We start from the raw sequence: 18,768 nt of genomic DNA, 5'->3' as shown, positions 1-18,768 counted from the left end.
GCCACGTCCCCGGAAGAACGGGCCGATGCCGTGAGCACGCCGCGGTGGGCGCGCCGGAACGGCGTCGCGCGATGGTCCGCAAAGCCATCGCGACACTCACCACCTTAGCGCCGACCGGCGCGCCCCCACCCCTCGCTGTGAAGCGACGGGTGCAAAGCTCGGGCTCGATGGAGCCGCGAGAACGATCAGGCGTGGCTCGCTCAACGACGAGGCTGTCGCTGTCCCCGCATGGTCAATGCGCGGTAAATCGAAATCACTCGCTTCGTGTCGGATCTGCAGGAAAAGCGCACCTATACGCGTTCGCTTACCACTCGCGGCGCAGTTGCAGGCAGCCGCGACTGCCCGACACTTAACAGTTTCTCAGCATCGGCCACGCATAGTCGCGCCAAACAGAGCCCTGAACGAGTTCCAAAAAATGGCAGAAGCTATTACCACGCCGGCGTTCGGTAAGATCATCTCCGTGCGCGGCTCGATGGCCCGCGCGGGCATCCTGCCCGAAAGCCGGCTGTCGCCCGCGGCGATGCGCGCCACCGTCGGCCGCTTCATCAGCATCCGCACCGCGACCTCGACCATCATCGCGATGATCACCGAAGTGTCGTGCGAGGACGTCGTCGGCGACGCCTACATCGCCAGCGCCTCCGTCGACCTGCTCGGAGAGATCCTGCCGGGCCCGGTGCGCGCGAAGTTCCAGCGCGGCGTTACCACCTACCCGACGATCGGCGATGCGGTCGAACCGATCAGCAGCGAGGAACTGCGCATCGTCTACGCGCCGAACGGCTCCGACCAGATCAATGTCGGCACGCTGCAGCAGGACCCGTCGGTGATCGCCTATGTCGATATCGAGGAGATGCTGTCGAAGCACTTCGCGGTGCTCGGCTCGACCGGCGTCGGCAAATCGACCGGCGTATCGCTGCTGCTCAACGAGATCCTGAAGTCGCGGCCTTCGCTGCGCATCTTTCTGCTGGACGTGCACAACGAATACGGCCGCTGCTTCGGCGACAAGGCGCTGGTGCTCAATCCGCGCAATCTGAAGCTGCCATTCTGGCTGTTCAATTTCGACGAGATCGTCGACGTGCTGTTCGCCGGCCGGCCAGGCGTGCCGGAAGAACTCGACGTGCTCGCCGAAGTGATCCCGATCGCCAAAGGCCTCTACGTGCAATACACCAGTTCCGACCGGCTCGGGCTGAAACGCACGGATCCGAAAACGGCGGGCTACACGGCCGATACGCCGGTGCCGTATCGCCTGGTCGATCTAATCTCGCTGATCGACGAGCGCATGGGCAAGCTCGAGAACCGCTCGTCGCGCATCATCTATCACAAGCTGATCTCGCGCATCGAGACCGTGCGCAACGACCCGCGCTACGCCTTCATGTTCGACAACGCCAATGTCGGCGGCGACACCATGGCGGAGGTGATCAGCCATCTGTTCCGCCTGCCTGCGGGCGGCAAGCCGATGACCATCATGCAGCTTGCCGGCTTCCCGGCCGAGGTCGTCGACTCGGTGGTGTCGGTGCTGTGCCGGATGGCGTTCGATTTCGGGCTGTGGAGCGACGGCGTGTCGCCGCTGCTGTTCGTCTGCGAAGAGGCGCACCGCTACGCCGCCGCCGACCGCGCGATCGGCTTCGGCCCGACCCGCAAGGCGGTGTCGCGCATCGCCAAAGAGGGCCGCAAATACGGCGTGTATCTCGGGCTGGTGACGCAGCGGCCCGCCGAACTCGACGCCACGATCCTGTCGCAGTGCAACACGCTGTTCGCGATGCGGCTCGCCAACGATCGCGATCAGTCGCTGCTGCGCTCGGCCGTATCCGACGCCGCCGCCAATCTGCTGTCGTTCGTGCCCTCGCTCGGCACCCGCGAAGTGCTGGCGTTCGGCGAAGGCGTCGCGCTGCCGACGCGGCTGCGCTTCAAGGAAGTGCCGCCGCAACAATTGCCGCGCTCCGAAGCCGCGATCTCGACCGTGCCGTCGACCGCGGCCGGTCACGACATGCACTTCGTCAGCGCGGTGCTGGAACGCTGGCGCGGCGCGACCTCGCACCGCGACGTGCCGAACGATCCCGGCTTCACCGAGCGCCCGCTGGCCCGGACGATCGACGCGCCGATGCTGCAGCCGTCGCTCGGCCTCGATCCCGACCGCTTCTCGCTGCTGAAGAAGCCGCTGCGCTAGCCTTTAGAAGTCGAAGCTCGCCGACACCAGATAGGTCCGCGGCGCGCCCGGGCTGAGAATGCCGCGGCCCGTCGTGGCCCAGTAGTTGAGGCCGGTGACGTTCTGGACATTGGCCCGGATGGTGACCGGGGTGCGGTCGATCTTGGTTGCGTAGCGCAGCCCGAGATCGAGCGTCGTCCAGGCCGGAATGCTCTGCGTATTGGCCTGGTCGTAGAACTGCGACGCGGTGTGGATCACCCGCCCGGTCAAGGTCACGCCGCGCGCGAAAGCCGGCAGGTCGTACTCGCCGTAGAGGTTGAGCTGCATCGCCGGGACGCCGACCGCAGTATTGCCGGTGTGCGCAGGGTTTGAGGCCTGAGTCAGCACGCCTTCGATCCAGCTCACACCGCCAACGACGCGCAGCCCTTCGAGCGGCTGGCCGAACACGTTGAGTTCGACGCCGCGGTTGCGCTGCTCGCCGTTGAGCGCGAACACCCGCGTGGTCGGATCGAGAAAGCCGCTCGGCTGCTTGATCTCGAATCCGGCGAGCGTGACGCCGACCGGTCCGAAGTCGTATTTCGCGCCGGCTTCGATCTGCTTGGCGACGGTGGCGGGGAAGCTCTGATTGAGATTGACGGCGTTGATCGGAGGCGCCGTCGAGGTCAGGCCTTCGATGTAGTTGGCATAGAGCGACAGCCGTTCGATCGGCTTGATGACTAATCCGACGCCCGGAGAGAACGCGTCGTTACGCGCATCCGACGTGACCTGCCCGGTGGTCGGGCTCAGCGTCCTCGCGTCGATGCCCTGCCAGCGGCCGCCGATCGTCAGTTCGACGCGGTCGTTCAGAATCGACATCGTATCGGCGATCGCGACGCTGCGGTTGAAGCGCTGGGCCGTCACCGGCGATGTGCGCGGCAGCCCGGCATCGCTGCGCGCCGCGACATAGACCGGATTGTAGAGGTTCGACGTGATGGTCGAGCCGACCGGGATGTTGGTCAGGCCGGTATCCTGCCAAAGACCGGATGCGGCGACGCCGATCCGGTGCTTGATGGCCCCGGTCTCGAACTGGCCGCGCAGCCCGACTTCGCCGGTGTCGCTATAAGTCTGGAACGGCGTCAGTTGAATCGTGCTGCGGAAGTCGCCGCGCGCATTGATGATCGATGGCAGACCGCCGAAGTAGACCTGATGAAACTCGCTGTGGCCGTAGGCGGCATAGACCGTCAGCTGATCGGTGAGATCGTACTCGGCGCGGACCGCGGCCGATTTGTTGTCGCTGTTGCGATATTCCCAAGGCTGCTGCTGATTGATCCGCAGATCGGGCGCGCTCGGAATCGGAAAGCCCGGCAGCACCGAACGATTGCGCAGCGGCGAGTCGAAATCGCCCTTCTGATAGCCGAGGTCGAGACCGAGCCGCAGCCGCTCGCCGCGATAATCGAGCGCCAGCGCCGTGACGCCATATTCCTGCTTCTGGTTGTCGATCGGCGTGTTGCCGGCTTGATAAGCGCCGTTGAAGCGCACGCCCCATTCGCCGTTTTGCCCGTAGCGCCTGCCGACATCGACGGCGTTATAGCTCTGCCCGCTGGAGATGAACCCGGTCGTGAACCGCGTCAGCGGAACGTCGGCGGCACGCTTTGGAATCAGGTTGATGGTGCCGCCGATCGTGCCGAACGGCGGCATGCCGCTCAGCATCGTGCTCGGGCCATGTTGGACTTCGACGCGCTCGATCGGCTCGAGCGCCGGATTGAACGAGTCGGCGACGCCATAGAGCCCGTTGAAGGCAATGTCCTGGGCGAACACCGGGAAGCCGCGAATGAAGAATCCCTGGATGCCGCTGTAGGCCGGCACATTGGTGCGCACCGACGGATCGTTGCCGAGCACATCCATCAGCGTTCGCGCCTGCTGGTCGCGAATGGTCTTCTCGGTGAAGCTGGTCAGGCTGAAAGGCGTCGACATCACGTCGCGATTGCCGAGCAGACCGACGCCTGCGCCGCGTGCGACCTGCTCACCCGGGAAAGCCGCCGGCAAGCTCGCCTGCAGCGTCCCAGCCGAAACAGGACGTGCCTGCACGACCGCATTATTCGGATTGGGGGCCTGCCGTGTTCGCGCGGTGCGTGAGACTTGCGAGGGCTTGCGGCGCGGCGCCACGGTGGCTTTGCGCTGGCTCCGTGTTTCGACCACGATGGCCGGAAGCGCTCGTCCGTCGGATGAAGGCGAAGCAACTGGTGCTGCGCCGGAGTCAGCGGGCTGCTGAGCGAAGGAGGCAGTGCCGACGAGAAGAACCGAGGCGCACACCATCGACGCGGCGCCCGCCGCACGGAAATTCAGCTCTCTCAACGCTTCCCCCAGACGATATCGTGTAGCGCCACCTCGCCGTTGCGAAGGCCCATTGGTTGGCCCGCATAGCCAACGACGTAGGCGCGATCCAGTAGAAGGGTTCCAACACTGTTGAGGCGTACCGTCGCAGGCTCACGGAGGAGTCCGAGCACGAACGCCGCCGAGCAGGCGAGCGACACACGCGATTGACTGCGCCCCGGCAGCCACTAAGGTTTCGCGGCGCTATTCTTCAGCTGAGTGGAAAGTCCAATGACCTCGCCTGCCGTCTCCCGCTTTCCTGTCCCGCCTCTCGCAGAGATGCCCGACGACATCCGCAGCCGGATCGAGGGCGTGCAGGAGAAGTCGGGCTTCGTGCCCAACGTGTTTCTCGCGTTGGCGGCGCGGCCGGACGAGTTCCGGGCGTTCTTCGCGTATCACGACGCGCTGATGGAGAAGGACAGCGGGCTCAGCAAGGCCGAGCGCGAGATGATCGTGGTCGCGACCTCGGCCGCCAATCAATGCCAGTATTGCGTGGTCGCGCACGGCGCCATCCTGCGCATCCGCGCCAAGAACCCGCTGATCGCCGACCAGATCGCCACCAATTATCGCAAGGCCGACATCACGCCGCGACAGCGTGCGATGCTCGACTTCGCCATGAAGGTCAGCCGCGAAGCCGAGACCGTCGGCGATTCCGACTTCGACGCACTGAAGGCGCACGGCTTCACCGACGACGACATCTGGGACATCACCGCCGTCGCGGCGTTCTTCGCGCTGTCGAACCGGATGGCCAACGTCACCGCGATGCGTCCGAACGACGAGTTCTATCTGATGGGCCGGCTGCCGAAAGCCTGAGAAGCCCGGCCGACGGGAGATCTGACGTGCTGCCCTTCTGGGACATCCTGTTGCGGCTCGGCGTCGCCACTCTGGCCGGCGGACTGATCGGGCTCAATCGTGACCTCAAGGGCAAGCCGATCGGCATGCGGACGCTGGCGCTGGTCGGGCTCGCTTGCGCGCTTCTGGTCGCGGTCGCCGAGCAATCGCTGGGGCAGGACCGCATCGGCGATCCGACATCGCGCGTGATCCAGGGCATCCTCACCGGCATCGGCTTTCTCGGCGCCGGCGTGATCGTGCACACCGGCAGCCGCAATCATGTCCACGGCCTGACGACAGCGGCCTGTGTCTGGCTCTCGGCCTGCATCGGCATCGCCTGTGGCTCGGGCCACTGGCTGATCGTCGGCGTCGCTTTTGCGATCGCCTTCGTGGTGCTGATCGGCGGTCACGCCGTCGAGAGCCGGCTGCATCGCCTGCTCGGCGGCAAGCAGGACGAGAAGGCGACGATCGCGCCGGAAGACTGAAGCCGAATCGCGATCGTTCGCGCGGCCTCAATCGTCCGCGGCCGGACCGCACCAACCGGGCAAATAGATCGCGTCCTTGCTCTTGGCCAGCGCCAACGACCGCTCGATCGCCTTTTCGAAATCCGCTTCGACGGCTTTACGCGACAGCCGGCGGCGCAGGAAATCCGCCCACAGGAATTCGCTGAACGGCGTGGTGTCCTTGGCGTAGCCGCCGATCCGGCGCAACTCGCCGGCGAGCGAGCGGAACGGATCGTCCTTCAACCCGGACACCGTCTTCGGCAGATCCTTGTAATGATGCCGCTCGCCCTTGGCGTCGTAGGGATAGACCCAGCGCCGGCTGTCGAGCACCACCCAGAACGCGTCGCGATCGACCATGCTGAGATCCGCGATCACCGTGATCGCGACGTCCTTGATGCCCTCCTCGTGCAGCGCACGGGCGAGGTGATGATGGTCGATCACGTAGTGACGTTTGCCCGGACCAAGCACAACCGGGATCATGTGCTCGGCGAGGCGCTCGCCTTCCTTCTTCTTGCTCGACGCGTGCGCGCGCCAGCGCCGTCGCTTCTCCTCGACTTCACGCAGCCCGACAGTCATCTGCGTCGGACGCAGCGACAGGATCGGGATCGGATGCAGCACGGGTTCGCGCGGATTAGCCATTGGTGGGACTCCTGGTCGGCTGGCGGCGGCCGATTATGGCACGCCGGAACCGCTGCGCAACGCAGCATGGAGCGCACGGGCCACACGACAAGGCGAACTCACTCCGTCAACTTGCGGAGTTTGCGCCGCGCCCCACATCAACTAGGATAAGTACCAAATTTTCCGATCTGCCGCCGCGAGGGCCGGCCGCCATGAAAAACCATCGCCTCAGCGTTCCCGACGACGACGAACACCGCGTCCTGCAGTTCCGGCCGCGCACCTCGCCCAAGACCGCGTTCAAGGACAGCGCCGTCGGCCCGATCCAGGGATCGTCCGCGACGAGGCCGCAGCAGCTACCGCCGCTCGACAACGATCTGTCGCGCTACGAGCGGACCAGCGACGCCTCGACGGACGACTTCCGCCACCGGATGATGACCAACCTTGCCGCGCTGGCGTTCACCGTGGCGCTGACGGTGATCGGATTCTGGCTCGCCACCAGCATCGCCGACATGCGCAGGACCCAGGATTGCGTGTTGATGGGTCGGCGCGATTGCGCGAACATCCCGACGCCGCAGGGCTGATTCCCCGCGATGGGCGAAGACAGGCCCCCGCCGCCCCCATAGGCTGTGGCCCACGTGCCATTGAACTCAGGGCAGCGCTCCGATATACGGGCATCAACCTGTCGTCACGACTGAGGCCGCGCCCCCGGCGCGCCTGCTATTCTCGACACAATTTCAAAGGCTTAATGATGACCTCCACATTCGATCGGGTGGCTACCATCATCGCGGAAACCTGCGATATTCCGCGCGACACGATCACCCCGGAAAGCCATGCGATCGATGACCTCGGAATCGACAGCCTGGATTTCCTCGACATCGCCTTCGCGATCGACAAGGCATTCGGTATCAAACTGCCGCTCGAAAAGTGGACCCAGGAGGTCAACGACGGCAAGGCGACCACCGAGCAGTACTTCGTGCTGAAGAACCTCGCCGCGCGCATCGACGAACTGGTCGCCGCCAAGGGCGCGTAGTGGCGGTCGGAAGCCGTCACGCCATGAACCTCGAATATTTCCACCTGATCGACCGGATCGCCGACCTTCGCCTCGAGCAGCGCGAGATTACTGTCGAAGCGCGGGTGCCTGAGACCAGCACGATCTTCGAAGGCCACTTCCCCGGCTATCCGTTGATGCCGGGCGTGCTGCTGATCGAAGCAATGGCGCAGACGTCGGGCTGGCTGCAGATCGCGCTGATGCAATTTCAGCGCATGCCGTTCCTGGCAGCCGTGAAGGAAGCCAAGATGCGCAGCTTCGTCACGCCGGGCGAAACCCTGTCGATCGACGCGACGGTGATTCACGAGGGCTCGGGCTACACCATGACCGAAGCGAAGATCAAAGCCGGCGGCAAGCTCGCCTGCAATGCGACACTCACTTTTCGCCATGTGCCCTTCCCGCATCCGGATCTGCGCGGACATATGGAGACGATGGCCAGGCAGATCGGATTCCCGGAGCAGATGATCCATGGCTGAGACATCGCACAAGCAACCGGCGGAAGCCTGGATCACCGGCATCGGCCTCGCGTCTTCGCTGGCCGAAGGGCTCGACGCGCATTGGGACGCGCTGGCGCAGCGCCGCGTCAATGTCGACACCACCGGCTTCGCGCCTTATGTCGTGCACCCGCTCGCGCCGCTGAGCTTCGACAAGCAGATCCCCAAGAAGGGCGATCAGCGCCAGATGGAAGCCTGGCAGCGGATCGGCACTTATGCGGCCGGTCTCGCGCTCGACTCGGCCGGCATCAAGGGCAACACCGAAATCCTGTCGCGCACCGACATGATCGTCGCGGCGGGCGGCGGCGAGCGCGACCTGGCGGTCGACTCCGCGGTGCTGAATTCCGAGGACTATGGCAACGCCGCCCCGGGCGCGCTCAACGAGCGGCTGATGAACGACCTGCGGCCGACGCTGTTTCTGGCGCAGCTCTCCAATTTGCTCGCCGGCAACATCGCGATCGTCCACGGTGTCACCGGCTCGTCGCGCACCTTCATGGGCGAAGAGGAAGCCGGCGTCGACGCGGCGCGGATCGCGCTAGCGCGGATCGCCGCCGGGCAGAGCGACATCGCGCTGATCGGCGCGGCGCAGAACGGCGAGCGCAAAGACCTGCTGATGCTCTACGAGTTCGGCGATTTCAATCTGAAGGACAACTACGCACCGGTGTTTTCGCGTGGTCCCAAAGGTGGTTTCGCGCTCGGCTCCGGCAGCGCGTTCCTGGTAATCGAATCGAGGGCGCATGCCGAGGCGCGCGGTGCCAAGCCGTATGCCCGGCTGACCAATGTGGTCGCCGACATGTCGCGTCGCCGCGGCGAAGGCGACGTCACAGCCTCGATGCAGCGGCTGTGGGGGCAGCTCGGCGACGTCCGCGACGATGCACCGATCATCACCGGCGCGACCGGCGCGGAGCCGGCGACGGCAGATGAAGTCGCCTTCCTGCGCGCGCAGAGCGGCCATCCGGTGCGCGCGACCGGCACCTCGTTCGGTCACATCATGGAGGCGCAGTTTCCGCTCGGCATCGCGCTGGCAGCGCTGTCGCTGTCGCGCGGCGCGCTGTTTCCGGCCAACGATCCGAGCGGGCTGGAGATTGAAACCAGCAAGGCGCCGGACCAGATTGTGGTGATCGGAGCCGGTCACTGGCGCGGCGAAGGCATGGCCCTGGTCGAGGCCGTCCGGTGAGTTCGATCGACCGACCGAGGGGGACGCGATGACCGTCACGCACGACAAATTCGGCAGGCCGATCGTGGTCGTCACCGGCATGGGCGTCGTGACGTCGCTCGGCGCGGGCAAGACCGACAACTGGGCCAAGCTCACGGCGGGCGAATCCGGCATCCGCACCATCACCCGGTTTCCGATCGACGGCCTCAAGACGACGATGGCCGGCACCGTGGACTTCGTCCCTGTCGAGCCGTTCTCCTCCACCGTGCTCGGCGAGAAGCTCGCCGATCTCGCCACCGAGGAAGCGATCACGCAGGCCGGCATCGGCCGCAAGGGCGACTTCCCCGGCCCGCTGTTTCTCGCCGTCGCGCCGGTCGAACTCGAATGGCTGCCACGGCAGGAGCTGGCGCGCGCCACCGGCGCCAACACCGCGATCGACTACGACGCCCTGCTTCGGGTCTCCGGCGGCGGCCGCTTCACTCAGTATCATCGCCGCTTCCTGTTCGGCTCGGTCGCCGATCACCTCGCCGAGACCTTCGGCACCAAGGGCTCGCCGATCTCGCTGTCGACCGCCTGCGCCTCGGGCGCCAGCGCGATCCAGCTCGGCGTCGAGGCGATCCGCCGCGGCGAGTCCGATGCGGCGCTGTGCGTCGCGACCGATGGTTCGGTGAACGCGGAGGCGCTGATCCGCTTCTCGCTGCTGTCGGCGCTGTCGACCCAGAACGACGCGCCGGCGACCGCCTCCAAGCCGTTCGCCAAGAACCGCGACGGCTTCGTGATGGCGGAAGGCGCCGGCGCGCTGGTGCTGGAGAGCCTGGAAGCCGCGACCGCACGCGGTGCCACCATCCTCGGCGTCATCGCCGGCTGCGGCGAGCTCGCCGACAACTTCCACCGCACCCGCTCGAGCCCGGACGGCAAGCCGATCATCGGCTGTATCAACAAGACGCTGGCCGACGCCGGCATCGGCGTCGAGCGGATCGACTACATCAATGCCCACGGCACCGGCACGCCCGAGAACGACAAGATGGAGTATCTCGGCATTTCTAGCGTGTTCGGCGAGCGTGCGTCGGCCATCCCGGTATCGTCGAACAAGTCGATGGTCGGCCACACGCTGTCGGCTGCCGGCGCTGTCGAGGCGGTCTTTTCGCTGCTGACGCTGGAGCATAAGCGGATTCCGCCGACTATCAATTACGACGTGCCGGACCCGGCGATCCCGCTCGACGTGGTGCCGAACAAGGCGCGCGACGCCCGCGTCACCGCGGTGATGTCCAATTCGTTCGGCTTCGGCGGCCAGAACGTTTCCCTGATCCTGACGCGCGAGCCGGTGTAGTTCGCGCCAGCTCCATTCGGAACACTCAAGATGCGCGCGCTCACCCTCGTTGCCGACCGCGACCTCGTGGTCGCGGATCTGCCGCCTCCCCCGCCGCCCGCTGCCGGCGAGGTGCAAATCCGCATCGCCGCCGTCGCGCTCAACCACATCGACGTGTGGGGCTATCGCGGCATGGCGTTCGTCAAGCGCAAGCTGCCGATCGCAGTCGGCGCCGAAGCGTCCGGGACGATCGAAGCCGTCGGCGACGGCGTCACGCGCTTCAAGCCGGGCCAAAAGGTCGTGATGTACGGCGCGCTGACCTGCGGGCATTGCAAGGCCTGCCAGGAGGGCCGCGACAATCTGTGCGAAAACGTCGGTGGCCTGATCGGCTTTCACGTCGACGGCTTCGCGCGCGAACTGATGAACATCGCCGAGCGGCTGGTGATCCCGGTGCCGGACGGCGTCGAGCTGCGCGATGCCGCGTGTGCGCCGATCGCGTTCTCGACCGTGCAGCACATGCTGTTCGACAACGCCAAGCTGCAGCCTGGCGAGACTGTGCTGGTGCATGCCGGCGGCTCCGGCATCGGCACCGTCGCGATCATGATGGCGAAGGCGATCGGCTGCACGGTGATCACCACCGTCGGCGACGACAGCAAGATCGAGGGCGTCAAGAAGCTCGGCGCGGACTACGTCATCAACTATCGCAAGGATCGTTTCGAGCACGAGACCCGCAAGATCACCAAGAAGAAGGGTGTCGACGTCGTGTTCGAACACGTCGGCGCCGACACCTTCAACGGCTCGCTGCTCAGCCTCAAGCGCGGCGGCCGGCTGGTGACCTGCGGCTCGACCTCGGGTCCGACCACCACGATCAACCTGATGCAGCTGTTCCAGCAGCAGTACAAGATCTTCGGCTCGTTCGGCGCGACGATGAAAAACATCGCCGAAAGCCTCGACAAGATGGCGGCCGGCATGCGGCCGGTGATCGACACCGAAGTGCCGCTCGACGACGTCGCCGCCGCGCTGAAGCGGATGGAAAGCCGCCAGGTGTTCGGCAAGATCATCGTCCGCTTCTGATGAAGCTCGCCCTCTATCGCGCCAGGCTGCGTGCGCAACGCGCGGCCAAGAGCCTCGCCGGCAAGATCGTCGGGCCGGTCGCGATCGGCGCGCTGCATCTGGCCCGCAAGTTCGATCCGGACAAGAGCGCCCGGCTGTTCGGCACGGTGGCCCGCAAGTTCGGCCCGCGCTTGCCGGAGCAGCGGATCGGCCGTGACAACCTCACCGCGGCATTTCCGGAGAAGTCGCCTGAAGAGATCGACGCGATCCTCGCGGGCGTCTGGGACAATCTCGGCCGTTCCGCCGCGGAGTTCGCGCACCTCGACTCGGTGTGGGACTACGACGTCGAGCATCCCGAGCGCAGCCGCATCGAAGTCACGGCGCGATCGCTCGAGCTGTTCGAGAAGCTGCGGGACGACGGCAAGCCGGCGCTGATCTTCGCCAGCCACCTTGGCAACTGGGAGCTCCCTGCCGTCGCCGCCGTCGCCCACGGGCTCGACACCGCGGTGCTGTATCGCCGCCCGAACATCGAAGCCGCCGACCGTATCGTCGAGGAGATCCGCTCGGTGAAGATGGGTCAGCTCGTCGCTGCCGGGTCGAGCGCGCCGTTCAAGCTGGCGCAGGCGCTGCAGGACGGCAAGCACGTCGGCATGCTGATCGATCAGCACTTCACCAAGGGTGTCGACGTCACCTTCTTCGGCCGCACCGCCAAGGCCAACCCGCTGCTGGCAAAGCTGCTGCGGCAGATCGAGTGCCCGCTGCACGGCGCCCGCGTCATCCGCCTGCCGGGCGGACGTTTCCGTGCGGAACTGACCGACGAGATTCCGCCGATCCGCGATGCCGACGGCCGGATCGACATCCAGGGCACGATGCAGGCGGTCACCTCTGTGGTCGAGGGCTGGATCCGCGAGACGCCGGAGCAATGGCTCTGGTTGCACCGACGCTGGCGATAACGACGCGCTTAGTCGACGCTTAGTAACCGTCGATCCTTCCCGCGCCTTGCATAGCACCGCCCGTCACATGCGCCAGATCCAGCGCATGTGGAACTTTGTAGGTCGCATCACCGCCTCACTTATGGTGCGATATGAGACAATCGCGTCACTAATAGAGCACATACTGCGGCCATTGCCTGCGCGCGGGCCGCATCGCCGGGAGGCTCGGCTTGACCGCCACCTGGATTGATTTCAGAGTGGTGATGTAGCGCTTCGCGGAGTGGCGGCTAAGGATCGAGGCCCAGATGGAACTTCCAAGGCGTGCCCGTGGTGACGAACTACTGGTTCCCGGCAAGATGTCGGCTCTGCGGGCGCGGCTCCGTGGCCTCTCCGCTCGGCATGATCTGACGACCGTCATCGTCAACGCTTTCGATCATAGGACAAGGGTCCTCCCGTTCGTGCTCGCGGATACGCGGCTCGCACCCGGCGGCGTGCGCGCGATCGGCTCGGCGCTGGCCGACGTCGGGTTCCATAAGACACGGATCGTCCTGCAGCAGTGGAACCGCAATTTTAGCCCGCTGCAGATGCGGCTCGACGGCCGGATCCCGGACCTGTTCCTTGTTTCCAGCATGCATCTGCATTCGGCCGAATGCGACCGGCTGATCCGGGAGGCCTGCCAGATCGAGCCGGACAAGCGCCCGCTGATCATGGTCGGCGGCCCGCGCATTCGCTACGAGCCCTGGCACGTATTCGGCGGCGATCGCCATGCGACCTGGTCCGCTGACGTCGCGGTGACCGGTGAGGAATACGTCTTCCTCGATCTGCTCAACGTGCTGCTGTCGATGCGCGCCGATGGCGAGTCGATGCGGTCGGTGTTTCACCGCGCCCGCGAGAGCGGTGCGCTGGATGAAGTGCCGGGTATCGTCTACGCCAACCGCTCATCGCCGAACGGCCCGATCGACGAACTGGTCGATACCGGAGTCCAGCGTCTGCTCGGCGACATGGACGAACTTCCGAGTCCGGTCCACGGCTACATGATGCTGGAGGCACCCAGCAACGCGCAGACGCTGGCGAGCCAACCGCTGGCGGCCAATCGCGTCAAGCGGCACAGCCCAATCGCCGGCATCGTCATGACCGCCGGCTGCAAATTCCGCTGCTCCTATTGCCCGATCCCCGCCTACAACCAGTCGCAGTTTCGCGCCAAGAGCGGCGAGCGCATCGCCGAGGAAATCGAGCAGATCGCCAACACCTTCGGGATCTATCACTTCTTCGGTGCCGACGATAATTTCTTCAACACCACCAAGCGCACGCTCGACATCGCCGGGACGCTCGCCAAGAAGGCACGGGACGGCCGGCCGTTCTGCAAGGTGCGGATCGGCACCGAAGTCACCGTACACGACACCGTGGGCATGCGCGATCACCTGCCGCTGATCCGCGAAGCCGGTTTCGCGGCCGTGTGGCTCGGCGTCGAGGACATGACGGCGACGCTGGTGAAGAAGGCACAGGACAAGGACAAGACCGAGCTCGCCTTCCGGCTGCTGCGCGAGAACAATATCCTGCCGATGCCGATGATGATGCACCACGACAGCCAGCCGCTGGTGACGTGGAAGTCTAACTACGGCCTGCTCAACCAGATCCGTCTGCTGCGCAAGGCCGGCTCGATCACCACCCAGGTGATGATGCTGACGCCGGCGCCGGGCTCGAAATGGTACGAGAACGTGTTCGAATCCGGCACCGCCTTCAGCAAAGCCGGCGACGTCACCGTCGAGCCGCACATCATGGACGGCAACTACGTGGTCGCCTCGAAGCACCCGCGGCCGTGGCTGAAGCAGATCAATCTGCTCATCGCCTACACCTACTTCTTCAACCCGATCCGCTTCCTGTCCGCGCTGGTGTTCTCGAAATCCGCGAACGTATTCTCCAGCGCCGAGACCAGGCCGTCGGAAGAGGTCAAGAACTACTCGACGCTCAAGAAGCTGCGCCGCCGCTTCCAGCTCAAGCTGCGCGCGCATCTGATCGACGCCGGCGCGCAGATCTACGGCATGATCGGCTTGGCCCACACCTATCGGCGCACGGCGGGATGGGCCTGGCGCTTGTTCCGAAACGACATCGAGCGGCACGCGCGCGCGCCCGTCAGCCCGATCCCGATGCGCGGCGTCGGCGACAAGCCGTCCGATCATGCGCTGCCCGGGACGGTCAACCTGCGGGATCTCGAAAAGGTCGCTCTCCACGGGACTCCAGTGCCGGAGCTGGCGAAGACGGCCTGATCGCGGCTTGCGCTGAGGTCGTCACGGCCGGGCCTGTCCCGGCCATGACTCGGAACGTGCGGCGCTCTCATGGTCGAACCAGCCGTTAGCTAAAACGCGTACTCCATGCCGACGGTTACGCCTTGCAGCAGCGTAGTCGAGCGGCAGTTGACGCCGGTCGCGGTGACGCTGCTCGGCGTCGTCGCAGTGTCCTGAATTTGCGCCGGCGCCAGCGCCAGCCCGCCGAGCCACAATGCTTCGTATCCAAGCTTGAACGCGACGCGTTCGTTGAGCCGATACCTTGCCGCGATGCCGCCTTGTCCGACAAAAGCGACCGCGTCGGTGGCCGCCTGCGCCGGGTAAATCTGCTTCTGCATGCTGACTAGCGCGGTATGGGTCGCATGGTTTTCGAACAGGCCAACCTTCGCTATCGCTTCGAGCGAGAAGCGGTCGAGCTCCCAGACAGTCGCCCGCGCCCCAACCTGCACGCCGTACAAATTGTTGGTGGTCGAACTCGTCCAGAACGGCGGATTGAGGACGACTGGACTGCCGGGTAACGGGACGGCGTCTGCCAGCCGGCTCGGAACGTTGAACTTCCACAGCGGCTGGCCGAGATCCGGCGGATCGAGCGTCCCTTGCAGTCGATCACTGAATTGCAGCCAGCGAACGCCTGCCAGGAGCGTCACGCGCGGCGACACGTCGAACCGCGCGTTGGCCTCGAGACTGTGCAGCCGGCTCTCGTCCTGCCACCCCATCGATTGATAGGCATAGTCCTGGGTCTGCCAGAATGTGCCGGGAGCCTTCATCACCAGCCATTGCGCCGGCGCCTCTGGGCCGATGCCCTTGGACGCCTTCAGCCCGAGCACATTGAAGTAGGACAGCTCGACGCCATAGCCCGATGGATCCCGATAGCTGACGCCGAGCCTCGGGCCGCCAGCCAGGCGCTGGCTGAGTTGATGGCTGTTGAGGGCCTCGACGCCCGGGACGTTGGTGGTGTTCGGACCGGCAGGAGTCCACCACGGCACGTCGCCGGGCACCAGCGACACCAGCGACTGATTGCCCGTCCCCGAGCGGCCGAACGCCAGCGCTTCAACCGACACGAGCCAGCGAGCCTCTTGGCGCAACTCTCCGGCAGATGCCGCGCCTGTAGCACCGACGCATGCCACCAGGACGCACAGCCACCAGGCGCCACGAGAATGGCCACCACGAGAGCTGCTGCAGGTCTGGGCCGCTGATCGCATGCCGCGATCCTGCCCTCCCCGCGGGCGATTCGGGCACTCGTGCGCTTACGCAGTTCGGATGACGCCGGGCAGGTCAGCGCCCCGTCTTCACCCGCGTCCAGAGCCGGTTGATCACCCGCTGCGTGACCGGATCGCGTGCGGTGATGACGAACAGGCGCGCCTGCATCGCCTCGTCGGGGTAGATCGTCTTGTCGTTGAGAACCCGCGGATTGATGAATTCCTGGCTGGCCTTGTTGCCGTTGGCATAGGACAGGAAGTCGGAATTGCGCGCCGCGATGTCCGGGCGATACAGGAAGTTGATCAGTTCGTGGGCCTCGGCGACGTTCCTGGCGTCCGCCGGGATCGCCAGATTGTCGAAGAACATCTGCGCGCCCTCTTTAGGGATCGCGTAGCCGATCTCGACGCCGTTGTTCGACTCCGCGGCGCGCGACTGCGCCTGCTTGATGTCGCCGGACCAGCCGACCACCAGGCAGATCTCGCCGGTGGCCAGAGCGCTCAGATACTCGGACGAATGGAATTTGCGGACCGAGGAGCGCACCTGCGCAACGGCGTCGGCTGCCTTTTCCAGGTCGGCCTGCTTGGTCGAGTTCGGATCGAGCCCGAGATAGGTCAGCGCTGCCGGCAGGATGTCGTCCGCCGAGTCCAGCATCTGGACGCCGCAATCCTTGAACTTGGCGAGGTTCTCCGGCTTGAACACCAGGCTCCAGCTGTCGAGCGCAACACCCTCGCCGAGAATCTTCTTCACCGCCGCGACGTTGTAGCCGATGCCGGTGGTGCCCCACATGTAGTTGGCGGCGTATTGATTGCCGGGATCGTACAGCGCCAGCTTCTTGGTCACGACATCCCAGGCGTTCTTCATGTTCGGCAGCTTCGCCGGGTCCAGCTTCTGGAACACCTTCGCGCCGATCTGGCGCTGCAGGAAATACGCCGTCGGAACCACCACGTCGTAGCCCGATTTGCCAGCCAGAAGCTTGGTCTCCAGCGTCTCGTTGCCGTCGAAGGTGTCGTACACCACCTTGATGCCGGTCTCGCGGGTGAACTCCTCGAGCACGCCCGGCGCGACGTAGTTCGACCAGTTGTAGAAATTGACGGTGCGCTCCTGAGCCGGCGCAGGCGCGGCAGTCCCCGCAATGAGCGCGGCGGCCGCGCTCAGCATCAGCAGCGGCCCGGAGAAAGAGTTACGCATTATCGAAGCCCTACCGCCCGTGCACCGCGTCCGACAGACGCTCCAGGGCGGTATCCAGCGTCTGATCCTTCTTGGCGAAACAGAACCGCACCACCGATGTGACCGGCTCCTCCTCGTAGAACGCCGACACCGGGATCGCCGCGACTTTATAGTCGCTGACGATCCGCTTGCAGAACGCCTCGTCTGTCTCGTTCAGGCCGAGCGGCGCGAGGTCGACGGTGAGGAAATAGGTGCCCTGCGATCGAATGACCGGGAACCCGATGCGCGCCAGTCCGTCCGCCAGCCGATCGCGGCTGCGCGCCAGGTCTTTGCGCATCTGCAGGAAGTAATCGTCGCTCTTGCCGAGGCCGTAAGCCACTGCGACCTGCAGGTTCGGCGCCGTGGTGAAGGCGAGGAACTGATGCACCTTGGCGGCCACCCGCAGCAGCGGCGGCGCGGCGCAGACGAAGCCGACCTTCCAGCCCGTCAGGGAGAAGATCTTCCCGGCCGAACCGATCTTGATGGTGCGGTCGCGCATCCCTTCGATCGCAATCAGCGGGATATGGCTGAGGCCGTCGAAGGTGACGTGCTCCCAGACCTCGTCGCAGATCGCCACCGCGTCGAACTCCTGGCAGAACCGCGCCAAGAGTTCGAGGTCTTCGCGCGGATACACCACCGCGGCGGGGTTGAGCGGATTGTTGAAGACGATCGCCTTGGTCTTCGGCGTGAAGACCGCGCGCAGCGCCTCCTCGGTGATCCGCCAATGCGGCGGCTCGAGCCGCACCAGCTTGGGAATGCCGCCGGCCTGCCGGATGATCGGCAGGTAGGAATCGTAGACCGGCTGAAACACGATCACTTCGTCGCCGGGCGACACCACCGACAGGATCGCGCTGGCGAGCGCCTCGGTGGCGCCGGACGTCACCATCACCTCGGTCATCGGATCCAGCGCGACGCCGTGCCAATGCGCGTAGTGCGTGGAGATCGCCTGCCGCAGCTCGGGGATCCCCATCATCGACGGATACTGATTGTAGCCATTCAGCACCGCGTCGGCGGCGGCGCGGCGGATGTCGCCCGGCCCGGGATCGTCGGGGAATCCCTGCCCGAGATTGATGGCGTTGTTGTCGCGCGCGAGCTGCGACATCGCCTCGAACACGGTGACGGGCAGCTCAGAGAAAACCCTGTTCATCGCGCCGTCAGCGGCCCGGCGTGGTGGGCAAGCCTGCCGCCTTCCAGCCCAAGATGCCGCCGGCGAGATGTTTGTTGTAGGCGAGCCCCGAGGCTTGCGCGGCCTGCGAGGCGGTCACCGAGCGCTTGCCGGACCGGCAGGCGAACACGATTTCCTTGCCGGCCGGATCGGGGATCAGCTTCGGGTCGAAGGTCGAGAGCGGAACCACCACGGCGTCGGGATAGGCTTCGGCCGCCACCTCGTTCGGCTCGCGCACATCCACCAGCAGGTAGCGTCCTTCCGCGATGCCCTTGGAGACCTCCTGCGGCGTCAAATCCTCAACCTGGCCACTCACTCTGTTCTCTCCCGCGATCGCACTGTCCGGACCCAATAGCGCAACAACGCGAACCAAGCCCGGCCATTGCGTCGCCAAGGTTGCGCCAAGTGCGAGGAAAATCAAGCGTCGGGAAAGAGTTGCGGTCATCTTTGCTGCATAGCGCCTGCCCGCCGGA

17 protein-coding genes are annotated in these 18,768 nt (G+C 65.5%); 11 read left to right on the top strand and 6 right to left on the bottom strand.

Annotated features, from left to right (window positions below):
* The first annotated feature begins 415 nt into the window (after window positions 1–415).
* The gene (locus tag IP86_RS15790; RefSeq protein ID WP_054163486.1) at window positions 416–2,164 is read left to right on the top strand and encodes an ATP-binding protein; all 1,749 of its coding nucleotides are present in this window, start codon (window positions 416–418) and stop codon (window positions 2,162–2,164) included.
* A gap of 3 nt (window positions 2,165–2,167) precedes the next feature.
* Here the strand turns inward: IP86_RS15790 and IP86_RS15785 are convergent, their stop codons facing one another.
* Complete coding sequence (locus IP86_RS15785; RefSeq protein ID WP_245290644.1) at window positions 2,168–4,438, bottom strand: TonB-dependent receptor; 2,271 nt, start codon at window positions 4,436–4,438, stop codon at window positions 2,168–2,170.
* Window positions 4,439–4,726: 288 nt separating this feature from the next.
* Between IP86_RS15785 and IP86_RS15780 the strand changes: the two genes are divergently transcribed.
* Both IP86_RS15780 and IP86_RS15775 read left to right on the top strand, forming a co-directional pair.
* On the top strand, window positions 4,727–5,308 hold the full coding sequence (locus IP86_RS15780) for a peroxidase-related enzyme (protein ID WP_054163484.1): 582 nt from the start codon (window positions 4,727–4,729) through the stop codon (window positions 5,306–5,308).
* Window positions 5,309–5,334: 26 nt separating this feature from the next.
* Window positions 5,335–5,811, top strand: a complete 477-nt coding sequence (locus tag IP86_RS15775) for an MgtC/SapB family protein (RefSeq protein WP_054163483.1) — start codon at window positions 5,335–5,337, stop codon at window positions 5,809–5,811.
* Between the two features lie 27 nt (window positions 5,812–5,838).
* On the opposite strand, the gene IP86_RS15770 is transcribed toward IP86_RS15775, so the two are convergent.
* Complete coding sequence (locus IP86_RS15770) at window positions 5,839–6,468, bottom strand: ParB-like protein (RefSeq protein ID WP_054163482.1); 630 nt, start codon at window positions 6,466–6,468, stop codon at window positions 5,839–5,841.
* Window positions 6,469–6,659: 191 nt separating this feature from the next.
* Between IP86_RS15770 and IP86_RS15765 the strand changes: the two genes are divergently transcribed.
* The 8 genes from IP86_RS15765 to IP86_RS15730 all read left to right on the top strand — a co-directional run bounded on the left by IP86_RS15765 (window position 6,660) and on the right by IP86_RS15730 (window position 14,706).
* On the top strand, window positions 6,660–7,028 hold the full coding sequence (locus tag IP86_RS15765; RefSeq protein WP_054163481.1) for a hypothetical protein: 369 nt from the start codon (window positions 6,660–6,662) through the stop codon (window positions 7,026–7,028).
* Window positions 7,029–7,195: 167 nt separating this feature from the next.
* Complete coding sequence (locus IP86_RS15760) at window positions 7,196–7,477, top strand: acyl carrier protein (protein WP_054163491.1); 282 nt, start codon at window positions 7,196–7,198, stop codon at window positions 7,475–7,477.
* A 23-nt stretch (window positions 7,478–7,500) separates the two neighbouring features.
* Window positions 7,501–7,971, top strand: a complete 471-nt coding sequence (locus IP86_RS15755; protein WP_054163490.1) for a 3-hydroxyacyl-ACP dehydratase FabZ family protein — start codon at window positions 7,501–7,503, stop codon at window positions 7,969–7,971.
* Window positions 7,964–9,166 (top strand): beta-ketoacyl-ACP synthase, encoded by a 1,203-nt coding sequence (locus IP86_RS15750; protein ID WP_054163480.1) that lies wholly within the window; start codon window positions 7,964–7,966, stop codon window positions 9,164–9,166. The genes IP86_RS15755 and IP86_RS15750 overlap by 8 nt, the downstream gene beginning before the upstream one ends.
* A 28-nt stretch (window positions 9,167–9,194) precedes the next feature.
* Complete coding sequence (locus IP86_RS15745; RefSeq protein WP_054163479.1) at window positions 9,195–10,475, top strand: beta-ketoacyl-ACP synthase; 1,281 nt, start codon at window positions 9,195–9,197, stop codon at window positions 10,473–10,475.
* A 30-nt stretch (window positions 10,476–10,505) separates the two neighbouring features.
* Complete coding sequence (locus tag IP86_RS15740; protein WP_054163478.1) at window positions 10,506–11,528, top strand: zinc-binding dehydrogenase; 1,023 nt, start codon at window positions 10,506–10,508, stop codon at window positions 11,526–11,528.
* Window positions 11,528–12,460 carry a lipid A biosynthesis lauroyl acyltransferase gene (locus IP86_RS15735; RefSeq protein ID WP_054163477.1) on the top strand — a complete coding sequence of 311 codons (933 nt, stop codon included), beginning with the start codon at window positions 11,528–11,530 and terminating at the stop codon, window positions 12,458–12,460. Before IP86_RS15740 ends, IP86_RS15735 begins: the two co-directional genes overlap by 1 nt.
* Window positions 12,461–12,897: 437 nt before the next feature.
* Window positions 12,898–14,706, top strand: coding sequence for a B12-binding domain-containing radical SAM protein (locus IP86_RS15730; RefSeq protein ID WP_245290641.1), 1,809 nt, complete (start codon window positions 12,898–12,900; stop codon window positions 14,704–14,706).
* 89 nt (window positions 14,707–14,795) lie between these two features.
* On the opposite strand, the gene IP86_RS15725 is transcribed toward IP86_RS15730, so the two are convergent.
* The 4 genes from IP86_RS15725 to IP86_RS15710 all read right to left on the bottom strand — a co-directional run bounded on the left by IP86_RS15725 (window position 14,796) and on the right by IP86_RS15710 (window position 18,611).
* Window positions 14,796–15,785: a hypothetical protein gene (locus tag IP86_RS15725; RefSeq protein ID WP_245290640.1), complete on the bottom strand. Its 990-nt coding sequence runs from the start codon at window positions 15,783–15,785 to the stop codon at window positions 14,796–14,798.
* A 214-nt stretch (window positions 15,786–15,999) separates the two neighbouring features.
* Window positions 16,000–17,082, bottom strand: coding sequence for a polyamine ABC transporter substrate-binding protein (locus tag IP86_RS15720; RefSeq protein WP_245290643.1), 1,083 nt, complete (start codon window positions 17,080–17,082; stop codon window positions 16,000–16,002).
* 40 nt (window positions 17,083–17,122) lie between these two features.
* Window positions 17,123–18,277, bottom strand: coding sequence for an aminotransferase (locus IP86_RS15715; protein ID WP_054163473.1), 1,155 nt, complete (start codon window positions 18,275–18,277; stop codon window positions 17,123–17,125).
* Between the two features lie 7 nt (window positions 18,278–18,284).
* Entirely contained in the window at window positions 18,285–18,611 is a 327-nt protein-coding gene (locus IP86_RS15710; RefSeq protein WP_054163472.1) for a rhodanese-like domain-containing protein, read from the bottom strand.
* Window positions 18,612–18,768: the final 157 nt, after the last annotated feature.

This window comes from Rhodopseudomonas sp. AAP120 (genome assembly GCF_001295845.1).
GTDB lineage: Bacteria > Pseudomonadota > Alphaproteobacteria > Rhizobiales > Xanthobacteraceae > Rhodopseudomonas.
The sequence above is the reverse complement of the archived record's forward strand: the minus strand, read 5'-3'. Positions and strand labels throughout refer to the sequence as shown.